Source organism: Natronotalea proteinilytica, assembly GCF_055379935.1.
Window position 1 is genome coordinate 2,646,798 of record NZ_AP043947.1, and the last position, 17,151, is coordinate 2,663,948.

Below are 17,151 nucleotides of genomic sequence, written 5' to 3' on the forward strand. Positions count from 1 at the left end.
ACAGAAAAAGAACCGGGCTCGGGCAATGAGGGCCCGAACCCGGCAATAGGCATGCTGTCGTTACGATAGACGTGCTGCCAGATCAACAACACGGTTGGCATAGCCCCATTCGTTGTCGTACCAGCCAGTGACTTTCACCATCTCGCCTGCAGCCATCGTAGATGGCGCATCGTAGATGCACGAGTGCGGGTTGTGGATGATGTCGGCAGAGACGATGGGATCGTCGTTGTACTGCAGCACTCCTTCCATGTCGCCCTCAGCGGCTTCACGGAACGCGTCATTCACTGCATCAACCGACGCCGTATCTTCGAGATGCACCGTAAGGTCCGTGATCGAACCGTTTGGAATCGGTACGCGCATGGCCATTCCGTCGAGCTTGCCGTCGAGTTCGGGAAGCACCAGGCCTACCGCTTTAGCCGCCCCGGTAGAGGTTGGGATGATGGAGGCGGCAGCGGTACGAGCACGGCGCAAGTCGCTGTGGGGACCGTCCACAATGTTCTGCGACGAGGTATACGCGTGTATCGTCGTCATAAGGCCGTGCTTCAGACCAAAGGCATCATCAAACACTTTGGCCATGGGCGCCAGGCAGTTGGTTGTACAGCTGGCATTCGAAACAATGGTTTCATTGCCAGTCAGCACATCGTCGTTTACGCCCAGCACCACCGTGGCGTCCACTTCGCTCTTTGCGGGAGCGCTGATGACCACCTTTTTGGCGCCGGCTTCGATGTGTTTGTTGGCAGATTCACGGGTACGAAACAGCCCTGTGGACTCCACCACAATGTCGCATCCTACATCGCCCCAGGGCAGGTTAGCAGGATCTTTTTCGTTGAACACGGGCACGGTCAGGTCGCCCACTGTAATGGAGTCGTCCGTATGGGAGACCTCTGCATCGAGGGTGCCGTGGACGGAGTCGTACTGCAGCAGATGGGCCAGTGTGGCCGCAGGAGTCAGATCGTTGATGCCTACGATTTCAAAATCGGTGTCGCCCCGCTCTACGATGGAGCGCAGCACCAGACGGCCAATACGGCCAAATCCGTTAATACCGAGGGTAGTAGCCATGAGTGAAATGGTATTGAATGAAGGAAAGCAAGAGTAAGCAAGCACCCCTTGTACATTAAGCAAACATCCCTTGTACAAAGGATGTCGCAGCCAGACGCTAAAGCGATTTCGTACAAACGCGCCCGGCGCGCCTTAACGTGCACCCATACAAATAGGCAATGTTCAGGGAAACATGTATGAGGAAGAAACACGGCGTGGGTTATGCGCCAAAAGCCTCCTTTAAGCGTCTGTTTGGGGGTGAGGCGTCGTGCGGCGACTGACGCGGCGCTGTGAGCGCTAGCGAACGAGTACTCCTGGGGTGCGATCTCATGCCGTTGATTGGGCGCCTGCATCCGGTCTGATAGCATGAGATTGCGTCGCTGCGCTCGCAATGACATGGTTGTAGACTTTTATCGGTACGTTAGGAAACATGTGTTACCCAAAGATCGACCTGTGACACAGTAGTAGTTAATCAAAAGCAAGCTACGAATCAGGGGTGCACATATAAAAAAGAAACCAGGTACAAGGTGCAAATTATTTAGCACGCGTGCAACCGATCAGCGCTTACGATCGGCGTTCCAGTGGAATAGCCGCAGCGAGCACCCCTCGATTGATGCAAAGGTCCTGTGGAATTGTTGATGCAGGACGTACAGCCTGCCCTTGTATACAGAAACATTCTGTGATTCTGTGCCTTGCTTACGTGGTGTGCTGTATAGATTGATTGTGCATCTACAAAGCACGGCTCAGATACCACCACGGAGCATACGCTCAGGTGCTTATGTGCGACCCACTATACCGCAGCACCTGAATGACGTGCCACGAGCACGATTCCCACAAGTGCGATTCAAGTTGGTGGCCGTGGTATGCACACCAGCACCCCGTATACATTCCTCTTTTGTTGAACCCGTTTTTATTGTATGTCTGCGCTTAAAACGCCTGAGAAATCGTCGCGCCGAAAAGAGTTGCGCGCTACCTCGCTGGTAGACCTGTACGCTCGCACGCTCCTCTTCTATGAAGAAAACAAAACACTTGTCTATGGAGCCGGTGTTGGCGTTGTGCTCCTGCTTGTTGGTATTGGCTTCTACGTGTGGCATAGTCAGCAGCAAGAAGCCGAAGCCCAGCAGCATCTCGGGCAAATTGAACGCTTCTATGCAATGGGCGACTATGAGTCGGCATTGCAGGGCACCGGCGACCTTATGGGACTGCTTGAGATCGCTGATGCATACAGTGGAACCGAAGCTGGTAACCTGGCCAACTTCTACATTGCCAGTGCCTATCTACGTACCGACCTGCACGATGACGCGTTAACGTATTTCGAGCGCTTTGATAAAGATCGCGACCTGATTGGGGCCAGCGCATATGCCGCTGAAGCATCTATTTTCGAAGACCGTGGCGAGTATATTGAAGCTGCTGACCGCTATGAGCGCGCCGCCGATTTTGCTGATAGCGCGCACATCTCCCCCCAGTATCTGATAAGTGCAGGCCGTGCTTACGAGGCCGCAAACGAACTCGATAGCGCACACGCCGTGTTCTCGCGCATCCGCTCCGAATTTGCAGATACCCCCGAAGCCGATGAAGTACAGCGCCTAATTGCTCGGGTAGAAGCCAAGCAGGCCCGGGCTTCCTAATTCTGAGCGCTGCTTGTGCATCCCTCTCTGTTTCGTTACCTGCGTGTTGTTCTATGGCCACGATTCTTGTTGTTGACGACGAGGCCAGCATTCGCCGCACCCTGCGCGAAATTCTGGAATACGAAGATTATACAGTAGAAACCGCGGTAGACGGCGAAGAGGCGCTTGAGCACATTCGAGAAGAGAGCTATGACCTGGTTCTCCTTGATGTTAAAATGCCCAAGCGCGATGGCATGGAGGTGCTGAAGACCGTTGCCGAGGAGCGCCCCGAACTACCCGTTGTCATGATCAGTGGGCATGGCACAGTTGAAACCGCGGTGGAGTCTACCAAACTGGGCGCGTATGACTTCATCGAAAAGCCGCCAGATTTGAACCGGTTGCTGCTTACGGTGCGCAATGCACTGGACCGCAGCACGCTCGAAACCGAAAACCGGCGGATGCGCCAAACCCTCACCGAACGGCAGTCGGATGACCTAACGCCCATCATTGGAGACAGCGAGGCCATTGCGCAGATCAAACACACGATCGACCGCGTGGCCCCCACTGAAGCAAGGGTCCTTATCACCGGCGAAAATGGAACCGGGAAAGAACTCGTGGCCCGCTGGCTGCACCGCAAGTCCAACCGCCACGAAGCCCCGATGGTGGAGGTCAACTGCGCGGCCATTCCCAGCGAGCTTATCGAAAGCGAACTGTTTGGACACGAAAAGGGCTCGTTCACCGGCGCCACGCAGCAACGCATCGGCAAGTTCGAGCAAGCCGACGGCGGCACGCTGTTCCTTGATGAGATTGGCGACATGAGCCTCTCTGCGCAAGCCAAAGTGCTGCGCGTGCTTCAAGAGGATAAAATCATGCGGGTCGGCGGCGAGCATATGGTGGATGTGGATGTGCGTGTCATTGCAGCCACAAACAAAACCCTGCAAGATGAAATCGAAGCGGGCGAGTTTCGCGAAGATCTCTACCACCGCATCGGGGTTATTTTGATTGATGTGCCCCCTCTGCGCGAACGACGCAGCGACATCCCACTCATCACTGAACACATTGCCGACGACCTGGCACGCCGCAACGGCATCCCCCCGAAAACGTTCTCCGACAGCGCCCTCAGTGCATTGCAGCGCTACGAATGGCGCGGCAACGTGCGCGAGCTTAACAACGTGATCGAACGCATCCTCATTCTCACCGATGGCGACACCGTTGATGCTGCCGATGTAGATCGATGCATGGCCCCGCATACCTCCAACAGCGGACCCGCTTATGATCTCATACATCGGTTTGACGACTTCAGCGATGCGCGTGATCAGTTCGAAAAGCTGTTCATTGAGCACAAGCTTGATGCGCACGACTGGAACGTAAGCCAGACGGCTGAAACGATTGGCATTCAGCGGTCGCACCTCTACAACAAACTCAACAAGTATGGCATCGAGCGCGAGGAGTAGCTTTTGCGCCTGCGCTCGCAGTAACACATTCGCAGGACTTCTTTTAGATCCTATTACTCTGTCACAGGTCAATCTTCGGGTAACGCATGGCCACCTAACGTACCGAGAATAACTCACCATCTTATCATTGCGAGCGCAGCGACGCAATCTCATGCTGTCAGACCGGATGTAGCCGCCCAATCAACGGCATGATATCGCACCCCAAGAGTACTCGGGCTGCGCCCAGCGCCGCGTCAGTCGCAGGGCTCCCTCCTCGCAATGACAATGTTGGATCATAACATTCAGGTGTGACACAGCACTATTGCGCCCCTGCCTCCAAAGGAGAACCTGTGACAGAACACCCTCTTTTATGTCTACTCAGATGATTGCCTGGGTCTATGGCTGATGCGCCGCTGGTCGATGTGACCGGTCTCACCAAAATCTACGATGAAGGCACCGATCAAGCGCTTACGGTACTTGATGGCGTAGACCTTCGTGTGGCGCCCGGCGAAATTGTCGCCATCATGGGGGCCAGCGGGTCGGGGAAAAGCACACTACTTCATATCTTGGGAGGGCTCGATCGCCCTACGAGTGGGACGGTTCACATCGACGGACGCAACGTATTTGCGATGGATGACGAAGCGCTTTCGTCATTCCGAAACACCGCTATCGGATTCGTTTTTCAGTTTCACCACTTGTTGCCCGAGTTCTCGGCGGTGGAAAATGTAGCTATGCCGGCACGCATACGAGGCACCGCCGTAGCCGAAGCCGAAACCCGTGCCCATTCGCTCCTCGATATTCTGGGACTGGCCAACCGAGCCGACCAGCGTCCGGCAACGCTTTCGGGAGGCGAAAAGCAACGAGTGGCTGTGGCTCGGGCGCTCATGAACGAACCCGCGCTGGCGCTTCTTGATGAACCCACCGGCAACCTCGATGCAAAAACGGCCGAGCCCCTCCATCGCGAAATCAAAACGTTGCGCGAAGAAATCGGGCAAACCTTTGTGATTGCAACACATACCCCTGCGCTGGCTGATATTGCAGACCGTGTGCTGCACTTGCACCATGGGCAATTGCACGCCACTCCGGCGGCTCCTGCCAGCAATTAGCGCCGGCACGAAGCAGACCCGCCCTCTTACCCTGTTTACCAATCCCTCTAATTCCGATGCCTGCTCTTGCTGATCCGCCGCTCGATGCCACTGGTGGCTTTGTGGATGCGCCCGTAGATGCACGCCTGAACCTGTACGATGAAATTGAGCGCCTCAAGACCGAAAAAAATGCGATCCTGTTAGCACACTACTACCAGGAGGCGGCCATTCAAGACTTAGCCGACTTTGTGGGCGACTCGTTGGGCCTGGCTCGCGAGGCAGCGGCCACCGAGGCCGATATCATCGTGTTTGCCGGTGTTCACTTCATGGCGGAAACAGCCAAGATTCTGAATCCCGAGAAAACAGTGCTGCTGCCCGATCTAAACGCGGGCTGCTCCCTCGCCGACACGTGTCCGCCCGATGCGTTCGAGGCGTTCTGCAATCAGTATCCTGACCACACGGTCATCACCTATGTGAACAGCTCGGCTGCCGTGAAGGCGCTCAGCGACATCATCTGCACCTCCTCCAGTGCAGCTCACATCATCAATCAGTTGCCGGAGGATGAGCCCATTCTGTTTGCGCCCGACCGCAACCTCGGCGAGTACCTCATCCGCGAGACCGGGCGCGACATGGTGTTGTGGGATGGCGTATGCATCGTACACGAAACGTTTAGCGAGCGCAAGCTGCTGCAGTTGGCTGCTCAGCATCCAGAGGCTGAAATCCTGGCTCACCCCGAATGCCGCGATGCGGTGTTACGACACGCTGACTTTGTGGGCTCTACCAGTCAGATTCGCGGCTATGCCCGTGAAAACGGTCCGGCATCGTTTATCGTGGCGACCGAAGAGGGTATTCTGCACCAGATGAAGAAAGACAACCCCGAGAACCGGTTGATTCCAGCTCCACCCGAAAGTGGATGCAACTGCAGTCAGTGCCCTCACATGCGGCTCAACACGATTGAGAAGTTGTATCTGTGCTTAGAACACGAAGCGCCCGAGATTACGATGGAAGAGGATTTGCGACAAGCAGCTCTTAAACCCATTGAGCGCATGATGACCATGAGTGCTTCGATTGGATGACCGGGGTTCCACATCCATGTTTGCCAACAGAAGCACATTGCGGCGCAACGACCGCGCTCCATAGGCGTTAGAGCGTTGTGTACCTTTTCACGCATCCCAGGCGCCTTCCGTGCCTGGTCGTTCCTGCTGTTCATTTGGCTATCCCGATTCTATGAATGTTGATCTGTTGGAGACCGTTCGGCGCACTATTGTCTATCGTCCCGAGCGTTGTTGCCTGGCGCAGTGGGCGTTCGCACGCAACGAGCGGGCCGTGCTTGACAACGGAGCCACTCCTGTCGGATTTAAATGCTGCCTGGCTGGACACGTGTTGCTGGCTGCTGAAACGTATACCGAACGCGAGTTGCTGCTGCACGGCGGGTTTCATACTGGAGGCGAGTTGTGGCACGAGGCCGGAGCGGTATTGGGCTTGAGCGAATCACAGTACCGCACGCTGTTCTTTCCGAGTCAATGGGAGAAGCCTTACAAGCAGGAATACTATCTGTGCAGCACCGCCAAGGAAGCCGAGGTCGCGGCCGCCTATTTAGATCACTACATCACCAAACATGCCGATCCGTCTCGTCGTCGTTCTCGTGAAGGCGAAGCATCGGCGCGTGCACAGGCTGTTATGGCTACGGTATAATGACCGCATGCGTGCATTCTCACAACGAGTAGCGCAATGAGCATTCGCCTTTCGCCGTGCGCGCTCCCTCCTGTTGCCCTCATTGCAAACGGATTTGCCACGCGTCCTATTCAATCAACGGTGTGTGTAGCTGTTGAGGCCGGGGTGCGCTGGGTGCACCTGCGCGACCACGAGGCGTATGCTGCAGAGTTCAACGAGGCGGCGCATGCATTGGCGCAACAGCTTCGCACGATTGCTCCCTCGGTTCAACTCACGGTAAACACGCGCCGAGATATTGCTGATGCACTCGGAGCCGGGTTGCATGTGGGATGGCGAAGCCCCCCGCCCGAAGCGCTCTCCAGTCCGCCACGTCCGCTTGGCTACTCAGCTCATCACATCATGGAGGTGCCGGCTGCCCGTCGATCGGCAGCGCAGTACCTCACCTATAGCCCCATTTTTCCGACGCAAAGCAAACCCGGACATCCGGGAGTGGGATGCACAGCATTGCGCCGCTTTGTGCATCAGTCCGGTATGCCCGTGTACGCCTTAGGCGGCATTACGCCCGAGCGTGTGGCGGCATGCCGCGCAGCAGGAGCAGCTGGCGTCGCAGTGGCCTCTGGCATCTTGCAGGCTGTTGACCCCGCTGAGGCGGCGCAGGCGTATCAGCACGCTTGGGCCGATGCTGACGAAAGCTAACGTCGGAACCCAAGGCCAACAGATTTGCGTACGGCAGTCGAAGGTACACCTGTCTTTTCCAAATGTGTTTTTGTCATGCCCAACGCCACGAAACCTGTAGCCTGTACCATTGCTGGGAGCGACTCGGGCGGGGGCGCCGGCATTCAGGCCGATCTTAAGTCGATGGAAGCCAATGGGGTCTTTGGTACGAGTGTGGTCACTGCTGTTACCGCACAGAATACTGAGGCGGTAACGCAAGCGGAGCCCGTTTCACTTGACTTGATTTCGGCACAGATCGATGCCGTGCTCAGCGACTTCGACGTGGCTGCGCTGAAAACAGGTATGCTTGCCACCTCCGATATTATTGAGCGTGTGGCCAACGATTTGTCGTGGTGGAATCTTGGCCCTTTGGTTGTAGATCCTGTCATGATTTCCAAGAGCGGATATGAATTGCTCGCTTCCGATGCTGTAGCCACGCTTCGTGAAGTGCTACTGCCCAAAGCAACGCTGATCACGCCCAACCTACACGAAGCAGGGCATTTGTTGGATACGACCGTGCGCACCGAGCCTGAAATGCGTGAGGCCGCCCGTGCACTATATGATATGGGTCCGGAGGCGGTCTTGGTGAAAGGCGGCCACCTTTCTGATACCGATGCTGCCTTGGACGTTCTGTACGATGGTAGTGAAACGTATACGGTTCGTGCGCCCCGTATCAACACGCCTCATACTCATGGAACGGGGTGCACCTATGCATCGGCAATTGCCGCGCAGTTGGCTCGGGGGCGCTCCTTGCGCGATGCGGTGCGTAGCGCAAAGGCATACGTGACCGGAGCGATTAAGCACGCGCTTCCGTTAGGAAACGGACATGGGCCCACCAATCACTTCTTCCACGCAACCCCGTTCCAGGCGCAAGAGACCGAAACTGCTTGAACAGTCTGTGAGAACGGAGAAACCCGGATCATTCCATTTTCGGCTGCGTGTATGGGTGCGCAACGGGCCGAAAACGGCCCCGCACATATTCTGCCCGTAGCTCAGCTGGACAGAGCGGCGCACTACGGATGCGCAGGTCGGGGGTTCGAATCCTCCCGGGCAGGCTACGCTCAAAACGCTGCACCTTAACAACCCTCAGCAGGCACTCACGGCCTGTCTGAGGGTTTTCTGTTGTTTGCTTCCTTCTACTCTCCCGTTTACATGGTGTCATCTTGAGCATAGCAGCTCCGTCTAGAAGGCGCGGAGTCTGACACGAGCGAAGTGGAATCCCGGACCAGGTCTGGGACCGGTGAGCGTGGTGGGTAACGAACTCCCACGAACTGGGCAGGGCCGTTCGTTTGCCAGTAGCTGCTGAGCGCCGAGGAGATGTTTCGACGCGCTTCGGGCCCTGGGGGCCCTTCGCTTGCTCAACATGACAAAACATTTGGTTTGAGGTGCTTCAGCGCGAGTCCACTCCATACCCTAACATTCAGGCGAGACAGAGCAATAGTGCTTTGTCACACGTGAATGTTAGGGTCCAAACTTGTCATCGCGAGGAGGGAGCCCTGCGACTGACGCGGCGCTGTGAGCGCTAGCGAACGAGTACTCCTGGGGTGCGATCTCATGCCGTTGATTGGGCAGCTACATCCGGTCTGGCAGCAATGAGATTGCTTCGCTCCGCCTAGGAGACGCAGAGTCGAAAGATCTCCCACGAACTGGGCAGGGCCGTTGAATCACCAGCAGCCGCTGAACCTCGCGGAGATGGTTCGGCTGCACTCACCATGACAGGTTTTTGGAGGAGTGGGACACAGAGTTTGGCACGGTCTCCGTACCCTATAACAATCAACTGTGACAGAGCACTGCGGCGGATGCTGTTACCGCGCCACCTGACGGGCCGGGTGGTCGGGGTCGGGGGCATCCACGCCGCGCTCAGCAGGGTCGCCCTCGGTACGCAACGTGTGCCGCCACCACCACAGGCCCCCCATTGCCAAGAGCGCAAGGACAAAGCTCATTGCAGCGTTGACGATAGCAATGCGCCACTGCGTACTGGCCAACTCGGTAATCACAATCTCTTGCGAGGCCCCCGGCAACACGCGCACATCCAACGTCTCGCGATCTGCAACGATATCAATGAGCGAATGGGGGAGCGATAACTGCTCGCGGACAATCTCCGTACCGTCGTCGAGTGTCACGCGTAAGCTAACGTAGTCGTAGGTTACATCTACGCGATCGGTGGTGAAGACGTCTATCACCTCAGCCTCCGCATCCTCTCCTTGCTCCAATGTAGTACGCAACTCCATACCGGACCACACCTGATGCACTGACAGGCCTATCAGAAAGAGGGGGATGATCCACACGATACGGAACACCCAAACGGATACAGAGGACGTCGAACCAGACATAGGCGGCAGATGAGTCAACCTGGGAAAGCGAGCAAAAGGCGGCTGCTTGTGCAATGTATGGACGCCCAGCTCCTGAAAGGGTTGGGCCCTCTGCGTGCGCTTTGTTGGAAAATGAGAGCTTCAAGTGGGTCCACAAAAGAATCTTTGAGCATGTCATTGCGAGCGCAGCAAAGCGCCCCGACCGTAGGGAGGAAGTGCTCCTGGGGCGCAATCTTGTGCCGTCAGGCCGTGCATGTTCAGGGTCCTCTAACCTACCTATGACAAGAACAGATAGGGGCGCCAGGTATCGTCGAGCGTGCCCACGAAATCGCGGATGAACATGACGTAACTGGGACGAAACGGCTCTCGGGCGAGCGTCATGCCTGCTTCCTCGGGTGTACGATCGCCCTTACGGTTATTGCACGACACACACGCTGCCACCAAATTCTCCCACGTGTCGCGTCCGCCCCGAGATTTCGGGAGGATGTGATCAATCGTAAGCCGATTGCGAGCCCCGCAGTACTGACAGGTATGATGATCGCGCTTGAGTACGTTTTTGCGCGAGAGCATCACCTGCTTGTATGGGACCTTCGCGTACGCCTTCAGCCGAATAATGCTCGGATATGGCATTCGTGTACTGGGCGACCGAACGACCTCTCCATCGACGGCTTCGACCAGATGCACCTTTTGCAAGTGCAATAGGATAACCGCACGCTGCACACTACACACGGTGAGCGCGCTATAGTCTTGATTGAGTACAAGCACGTGACCGTTCATTGTTGCACCCCCTCCACTTCGCCAGAGCAAAGCACTGTGCACACGTTTATTGAGGGCTGCACACACACAAAATATGTACTGAAGGTAGGTCCTCCGCCGGATACACCGGCTATTGGGGAAAGCATACGAAACGTACCGTGTATAAATACACACGAACACATATCGTGCCATTCACGGTTTGTTTCCCAAATCGCCGTTTAGAGACGACTGGCACCGACAAACAAATGATTAAACAAGAAGTTGGTCGTGGGCACGCATAAACGAATGGCGTTGCAATTGATCTGCCGTAGGCCTCAAGATGACCATCGGACGCGCCCTCTCGTGGCGATCCCGTAGGCAGGGCGTTGAGATCCTTCCGCCTAGCGGCGTCAGGATGACTTGCATCGCGATATGATTCCGTCTCTCGTGGTGATGCCGAGCATACACACGTTTAGCGGCGTGACACAGATCGCCGGGGACGCAAGCGGTCCTCAGCTATGGATTGTATTCACATTGCGCTATTCCGTAGCCCGGGATCAGGAGCGAAGCGCTGGGAGCACCGCGACCGAGTACTCCTGGGGTGCGGATATCCCGGGCGGTCATTGTACCACACTAAACAGGTACCACAGCACGCTGTGACGGTACGAGACTGTCCACACTGAACGTATGCCTTCCTCGCTGGTCAGGAGAGGTACTATGACAGGTTTTTAAGGGAGGTAGGACGTAAAGCTTGCCACGCCTCCCACCCTACCATCCAGCTGTAACGCAACACCAGAGCCGCTCTGCAGCGCGAATTAGGCCCGGGTTCCTACTGCACCTCTACTGCAGCGTCAAATGAAACATCGTTCTGCTTTTGTGCAATGGACGCACCCAGGCATGCATTGGGAATGGCAAACGCATCCACAAGCCCCTCCGCCATCGGGCGCACCTCGGCGCACAGGGCGTTCACCTCAGCCCGGATGGCCTTCGCCTTGCCGCTCTCGATATAGCCTTGCTCCAAAAACCAGCCACGATCCGACTCAATCGCCTCCAGTGCAAAGAGCGTACAGAGCGTACGCAACGTATCCTGCACTTCCGCATCCGCAACGTTCTTGATCGAGGCATCGAAGCGTTCAAACACGGCGCGCTCGGCCTCGGCCTTGGCCAGCGTAACCAGATGATCTTGCACTTCAATAAATGCATCGTACGTATCCATGCCCTCATCAATGCGGTGCTTAAGGCGACGGGCCGCCGACTGCAACAGCGCATCCGTGCGGTAGGTAAACGCTTTGGCGTGAAACTCGGGATCCCGCAGATGAGACCGGTCGGTGTTGCGCCGTACAATCGGGTTTTTCTCCGTCAGGCGCGTGCCCACATCCGATGCCACAAAACGCACCATGTTGAACACATTCATATCCCGAAACTCCCGCTGAAAGTCAGACAACAACCCCTTTGCTACTTGTAGCAAAAGCACGGTGTTATCGCCCTCGAAAGTGGTGTACACATCGGTATCAGCTTTAAGCGCAGCAATCCGATTTTCTGCCAGGTAGCCCTGTCCGCCACACGCCTCGCGTACCGTTTGCAACACATCGGTGGTATGCCACGTGCTGTATGCTTTCAGCGCGTTGGCCGTGGCCTCAATGTCTTCAAGCGATTCGCCAGAGCTGCGCGCCGCGAAGGTCTGCGTCAGATCCGCCAGGGCGGCGTGGATGGCGTAGGTCTTGGCCAGCCGAGGCAACAGCCGCCGCTGATGCGTACGGTAGTCGAGAATGGGCACCTCCGGCTCATCTTGCGGACCAAATTGGCGACGCCGGTTGCCGTAACGCACGGCAATGGTGAGTCCCGATTTCGCCGCACTGCAGGCCGACCGCGCCACGCTAATGCGTCCGCCTACAAGCGTGCTAAGCATCGTAAAGAAGCGCCGACCCGCACTCGGAATCTCGCTTTCATACGTCCCATCGGGATTCACGGTAGCATGCCGATCCAACATATTTTCGCGGGGGATGCGCACGGCATCGAACCAGATCCGGCCATTGTCTACGCCGTTCAGCCCCATCTTTTCGCCACAATCCTCAATCCGGACACGCGGCTGCGGCGTTCCATTCGAACGGCGAATAGGCACAACAAACGCATGCACGCCGTAGTCCTCCCCCTGCGTGTGAAGTTGGGCAAACACCGTGGCTTTGCGTCCGTGAGCCGCTGCATTTCCGATCCACTCTTTGCGCGCGCCATCGTGGGGCGTATCGATGACAAACTCCTCGGTGTCGGCATCGTAGGTGGCCGTCGTTTCCAGATCGCGCACGTTGGAGCCGTGCCCCAACTCGCTCATGGCAAAGCAGCCGGGAAGATCCATCGTACCGATGTCTTCGAGATATTCCTCGTGGTGACGGCGGCTCCCCAAGTGGTGGATGCTTCCGCCGAAGAGCCCAAACTGTACCCCAAACTTGATGACCAGACTCAGATCGTGATAGGAAAGTGTCTCAAAGGCAGCGATGAACTTGGCGATGTCACCCGACCCACCGTATTGCTCCGGAAAAGCCAACGACCCAAGCCCTTGGTTGGCCAGCAGCGTACACCAATAGCGCACCCGCTCTCGATGGGCATGCGTGCCCAGCGAGGAGTCGTACGCAAACACCGGGTCGGTCAACAACGTGCGGATCTGGTTGCGCAGGTCGGCATGCGGACCGTCGAGATAGGCTTGAAGTGCCTTGCGTGGCACCCCCGATGCATCCGTAGGCGCATCGTCGGGATCGGGACGTCCAGAGCGGCGGAGTTCATCGACGACTTCGTGTCCGGCCACGCCCAGTGCGGCTTCGATGTCACGCAGGGCATCTTCAGCGTTGCGCGGCAAACCGGGCGCGCCATCGCCCCCTACGCGAGCCATTTGGGCGCCTAGGGCAGCCAGCGATGCCCGTCCTGATTGCGGGACCTCTGCAGCCGCACGGCGCAAGGCCCGTTCCCAGCGGCGGTATTCGGTGGCCGAGGGGGGATTATCCGGATCCAGCCAAGACATGATCGTGGCATGATGCTCGGGATCAATCCAGTCGAGGTCGTTCAAGCGCTCCCGCAGTTCGGCCTGCTCGCTCGGCGTGATCATGCCATCGGCCCAGGCCACGTAGAGCAGAGGCAACACGGCCAGCACATCGAACGACAGGTCGCTTAGCGGTTCGGTAGACGCGTTGGGATGCGGCGAAGTAGGCGTATTCATGGCATGTTGGGCGGTAAGGAAAAGCTCGTAATGCGGTTAGGCTACACGCATCGATTCGGAGTATTCGTGCACGGCATCAATGAACACCTTGGCGTGGGCTGGATCATGGTCGGGGTGCATGCCGTGGCCGAGGTTGGCAATGTGGCGGTGCGAACCAAACGCGGCCAGCATCTGCTGCACGTGGCGCCGGATGGCGTCGGGCTCGGCGTATAGCGCACACGGATCCAGGTTTCCCTGCAACACCACGTCGGGACCTACGGCATCGCGAACCGTTTGCGGATCCATGGTCCAGTCGAGACTCAGCGCGTCGTAGCCCGCCTCGGCCAGTGCGGGAAGCGCATACGGAGCGCCCTTCGCAAACGCAATAAACGGCACATCGGGATGAGCCGCTTTCACCGTTTCCACGATCTCTTGCAGGTACGGAATCCCAAACGTGCGATATATTTCTGGCCCCAGCAGTCCAGCCCACGAGTCAAAAATCTGCAAGGCTTGCGCGCCGGCGTCTACCTTCTTGATCAGGTACGTACCAATGAGTGTAGCCAGCGTATCGAGCATTTCATGGGCCGCCTCCGGATGCGCATACAACCAGCGGCGGGCGTTGCGATACGACTTGCTGCCGCCGCCCTCAATCATGTACGCCATGAGCGTCCACGGTGCCCCGGCAAACCCGATGAGCGGCACGCGACCGTTGAGCTCGTGGCGCGTATGCGTGACGGCGTCGTACACAGGCTGCAATATATCGTCGGCCACCGAGGGATCGAGCCGCGTCATATCGCTCGGTGTTTCAATGGGATCCGGAAAGTGCGGCCCCTTGCCCGACACCATCTGCACCTCCAGATCTAGCGCCTGCGGGATCACAAGAATGTCGGAGAAAATGATGGCTGCATCCAAATCAAACCGGTCGATGGGCTGAATCGTGACTTCCGCAGCCAACTCGGGGGTATTGACCACCTCAAAGAACGGATGGTCGGCCCGAACGGCTTGATATTCCGGCAGATAGCGACCTGCCTGGCGCATCATCCACACCGGAGCGCGCTCGGTGGATTCGCCTCGAGCAGCGCGTAGAAAAAGATCATGATGCAGAGGAGGGAAGTCGGCCATGCAACTACACAAATCGATAGATGAAGAGATCGGATGTACATGGAAAGGCGCAGGCAGAATCGCGTTCCTGCAGCGCACGTGGAGCACGGAACCGTTACGTCGTTTGGGAGATATCGGGGCGTGTTGTTCTTCCGACCGATTCCTGTGTTGATGTCTACGACTGCTTCGTTCTCGATGCGGGCTGAAGAGGCGCGCAAGGCGCTTCACCTGCTGGCACTATCCATTCCGCTGGGGATGGACTGGTTGGGCATGCCTGTGGCGGGGTGGATCGTGACGAGCGGGGCGCTGCTGGGCATATTGGGGGATGTGCTTCGGGTTCGCTGGGCCCCATTTCGTGCCTTCATCACCCGCTGGTTTGGGCCACTCATGCGTCCGTCGGAGTGGCCCCCACTGGGGGGATCGGTCGTACTGAACGGCGCGACCTCGGTACTCATTGCGTGTGCGGGTGCCGCCTGGCTGTTTCCGCTGGATGTGGCCGTCCCTGTCCTCTGTGCCGCGCTTGTGGCCGATGCCGCCGCGGCCTTGGTCGGACGTCGCGTGGGTCGTCATGCCTGGGGGGCTCATGGGCGTACCGTAGAAGGGTCGCTGGCGTTTGTTGTGGTGGCCGTTGCGGTGTTTGGCGTGTTTGGTCTTCCGTGGATGGCGCTGCTTATCGCTGCCGGGGCCGGAGCAGTGCTGGAGGCGTTACCCCTGCCGGTCAACGATAACATCGTGGTTCCGCTCGGAATGGCGCTGGTGCTCGTTGTGATGGTGTAGTCTTTTCAGGGATGGAGAGGGCGAGGATGGAAGATGGTGGATGGAAGATGGACGATTTTTCGCTCGCCTGTTCGCACGGTTCACCACGTCACCATTCGGTAGGGACACGGCGCGCCGTGTCCCTACGCCCGAATCGAACGCCCGTAGCCAAAGGCCGGGAGTGAAAACGAACATTCTCGACCTACCGACGAGCTCCCCGATGTTGCCTGCACGAGGTGGGCAGGGCTGGGCGATTGAGCACGGCAGGTGATCGTGTTGAGGCTATTTTCTCGTTGAACCGCGTCGCACTCGGACTCGTTGGATGCTTCCTTTCGGAGTCCTTCCCTACAGGTTTCCCCTTCTTTATGACCTCATCCCCTCGCATCTTCATTGCCCACACCGGCGGCACCATTGGCATGGCCCCCACCGAAAGCGGTGGATACGACACCCAGCGCGGCCATCTCGAAGCCCAAATCAATGCCCGCGGTACGTTTCAATCCGACGATGTGCCCACTTACGACATCTACGAGTTCGATCCGCTGCTCGATAGTGCGAACATGACACCCGAGCACTGGCTCAACATCGCCACTGTGATTCGTGATCACTACGCGGACTACGATGGATTCCTGATTGTGCATGGCACCGACACCATGGCGTTTTCCGCCGCCGCCCTTTCGTTTATGCTGAGTCCGCTGGGCAAGCCGGTCCTGCTTACAGGGTCGCAGATTCCCCTCGTTGAAACCCGCACTGATGCCCAGAGCAACCTCCTCACCTCGCTCCTGATTCTGGGTGCTCATCACCAGCGCCTCAACGGCGTGTTTGTGTACTTCAACGACCGCTTGCTTCGCGGCACGCGCGCCACGAAGGTCAATGCGGACACATTTGGAGCGTTTGCATCGCCTAACTTTCCGCCGGTGGGTACGGTGGGCATCAACGTGGACATTGACTGGTCGCTGGTGCCGGAGGCGCCCGAGCACGACCGCACGCCCGATGTGGTGGCGCTGGGGAGTGCCACCGTGGCTGCGTTTCGGGTGTTTCCCGGATTGGAGGCGTCGTATCTCACGCATGTGCTGGCTCCGCCGGTGCAGGGCGTTGTGCTGGAGTGCTACGGCTCGGGCAATGCCCCCAACGAGAATGAGGCCTTTATGGAAGCGCTTCGCACGGCTACTGATCGGGGGGTTGTGATTGTGGATGTGACCCAGCCGCTGCATGGTACGGCGGATCTTAGCCTGTACGCCACCGGCCATGCCCTGGCGGATGCGGGTGTGGTAAGCGGATACGACATGACGACCGAGGCGGCGCTGGCGAAGTTGTATTACTTGTTTGAGCAGGGGCATTCGCCCGCTGAGGTGCGCCGTCTCATGCAGAAGAACTTGCGTGGCGAGTTGACGCCGCCCGACGAGGTGCCCCCCCGTCTCGGACGGTCGCGGCGTCGCCTTGCGGGGTATCGGTAGTTGCCGCCCGGGATATCCGCTCCGCTCCTGATCCCGGGCTATGGAATGGGATCAA

Annotated in this window: 14 protein-coding genes and 1 tRNA gene; 10 read left to right on the forward strand and 5 right to left on the reverse strand. The window is 57.7% G+C overall.

Translation table 11 applies throughout. The annotated features are described in order from the left end of the window. Positions 1 to 60: 60 nt before the first annotated feature. Entirely contained in the window at positions 61 to 1,059 is a 999-nt protein-coding gene (gene gap, locus ACZ5AL_RS10640) for a type I glyceraldehyde-3-phosphate dehydrogenase (protein ID WP_464510352.1), read from the reverse strand. Between the two features lie 896 nt (positions 1,060 to 1,955). Between gap and ACZ5AL_RS10645 the strand changes: the two genes are divergently transcribed. The 8 genes from ACZ5AL_RS10645 to ACZ5AL_RS10680 all read left to right on the forward strand — a co-directional run bounded on the left by ACZ5AL_RS10645 (position 1,956) and on the right by ACZ5AL_RS10680 (position 8,606). Next, a complete protein-coding gene (locus tag ACZ5AL_RS10645; RefSeq protein ID WP_464510353.1) occupies positions 1,956 to 2,666 on the forward strand; it encodes a tetratricopeptide repeat protein in 711 nt (236 codons plus the stop codon). Between the two features lie 53 nt (positions 2,667 to 2,719). Further along, a complete protein-coding gene (locus ACZ5AL_RS10650; RefSeq protein WP_464510354.1) occupies positions 2,720 to 4,099 on the forward strand; it encodes a sigma-54-dependent transcriptional regulator in 1,380 nt (459 codons plus the stop codon). 377 nt (positions 4,100 to 4,476) lie between these two features. Next, positions 4,477 to 5,184, forward strand: coding sequence for an ABC transporter ATP-binding protein (locus ACZ5AL_RS10655; protein ID WP_464510355.1), 708 nt, complete (start codon positions 4,477 to 4,479; stop codon positions 5,182 to 5,184). 56 nt (positions 5,185 to 5,240) lie between these two features. Continuing rightward, the gene (gene nadA / locus ACZ5AL_RS10660; RefSeq protein WP_464510356.1) at positions 5,241 to 6,239 is read left to right on the forward strand and encodes a quinolinate synthase NadA; all 999 of its coding nucleotides are present in this window, start codon (positions 5,241 to 5,243) and stop codon (positions 6,237 to 6,239) included. Between the two features lie 151 nt (positions 6,240 to 6,390). Next, positions 6,391 to 6,858: a hypothetical protein gene (locus ACZ5AL_RS10665; protein ID WP_464510357.1), complete on the forward strand. Its 468-nt coding sequence runs from the start codon at positions 6,391 to 6,393 to the stop codon at positions 6,856 to 6,858. Between the two features lie 36 nt (positions 6,859 to 6,894). Beyond that, on the forward strand, positions 6,895 to 7,533 hold the full coding sequence (locus tag ACZ5AL_RS10670; protein ID WP_464510358.1) for a thiamine phosphate synthase: 639 nt from the start codon (positions 6,895 to 6,897) through the stop codon (positions 7,531 to 7,533). Between the two features lie 75 nt (positions 7,534 to 7,608). Beyond that, a complete protein-coding gene (gene thiD / locus ACZ5AL_RS10675) occupies positions 7,609 to 8,442 on the forward strand; it encodes a bifunctional hydroxymethylpyrimidine kinase/phosphomethylpyrimidine kinase (protein WP_464510359.1) in 834 nt (277 codons plus the stop codon). A gap of 90 nt (positions 8,443 to 8,532) precedes the next feature. After that, positions 8,533 to 8,606: transfer RNA gene (locus tag ACZ5AL_RS10680), tRNA-Arg, on the forward strand. A 750-nt stretch (positions 8,607 to 9,356) separates the two neighbouring features. Here the strand turns inward: ACZ5AL_RS10680 and ACZ5AL_RS10685 are convergent. From ACZ5AL_RS10685 to hemE, 4 genes are all read right to left on the reverse strand, one after another. Beyond that, positions 9,357 to 9,884 (reverse strand): hypothetical protein, encoded by a 528-nt coding sequence (locus ACZ5AL_RS10685; protein ID WP_464510360.1) that lies wholly within the window; start codon positions 9,882 to 9,884, stop codon positions 9,357 to 9,359. A 255-nt stretch (positions 9,885 to 10,139) separates the two neighbouring features. Beyond that, on the reverse strand, positions 10,140 to 10,640 hold the full coding sequence (locus ACZ5AL_RS10690) for an HNH endonuclease (RefSeq protein WP_464510361.1): 501 nt from the start codon (positions 10,638 to 10,640) through the stop codon (positions 10,140 to 10,142). A gap of 787 nt (positions 10,641 to 11,427) precedes the next feature. Further along, the gene (locus tag ACZ5AL_RS10695) at positions 11,428 to 13,806 is read right to left on the reverse strand and encodes an acyl-CoA dehydrogenase family protein (RefSeq protein ID WP_464510362.1); all 2,379 of its coding nucleotides are present in this window, start codon (positions 13,804 to 13,806) and stop codon (positions 11,428 to 11,430) included. 36 nt (positions 13,807 to 13,842) lie between these two features. Continuing rightward, a complete protein-coding gene (gene hemE, locus ACZ5AL_RS10700) occupies positions 13,843 to 14,907 on the reverse strand; it encodes a uroporphyrinogen decarboxylase (RefSeq protein WP_464510363.1) in 1,065 nt (354 codons plus the stop codon). 150 nt (positions 14,908 to 15,057) lie between these two features. Between hemE and ACZ5AL_RS10705 the strand changes: the two genes are divergently transcribed. Further along, complete coding sequence (locus tag ACZ5AL_RS10705; protein ID WP_464510364.1) at positions 15,058 to 15,663, forward strand: diacylglycerol/polyprenol kinase family protein; 606 nt, start codon at positions 15,058 to 15,060, stop codon at positions 15,661 to 15,663. 344 nt (positions 15,664 to 16,007) lie between these two features. Next, on the forward strand, positions 16,008 to 17,096 hold the full coding sequence (gene ansA / locus ACZ5AL_RS10710) for an asparaginase (RefSeq protein ID WP_464510365.1): 1,089 nt from the start codon (positions 16,008 to 16,010) through the stop codon (positions 17,094 to 17,096). Positions 17,097 to 17,151: the final 55 nt, after the last annotated feature.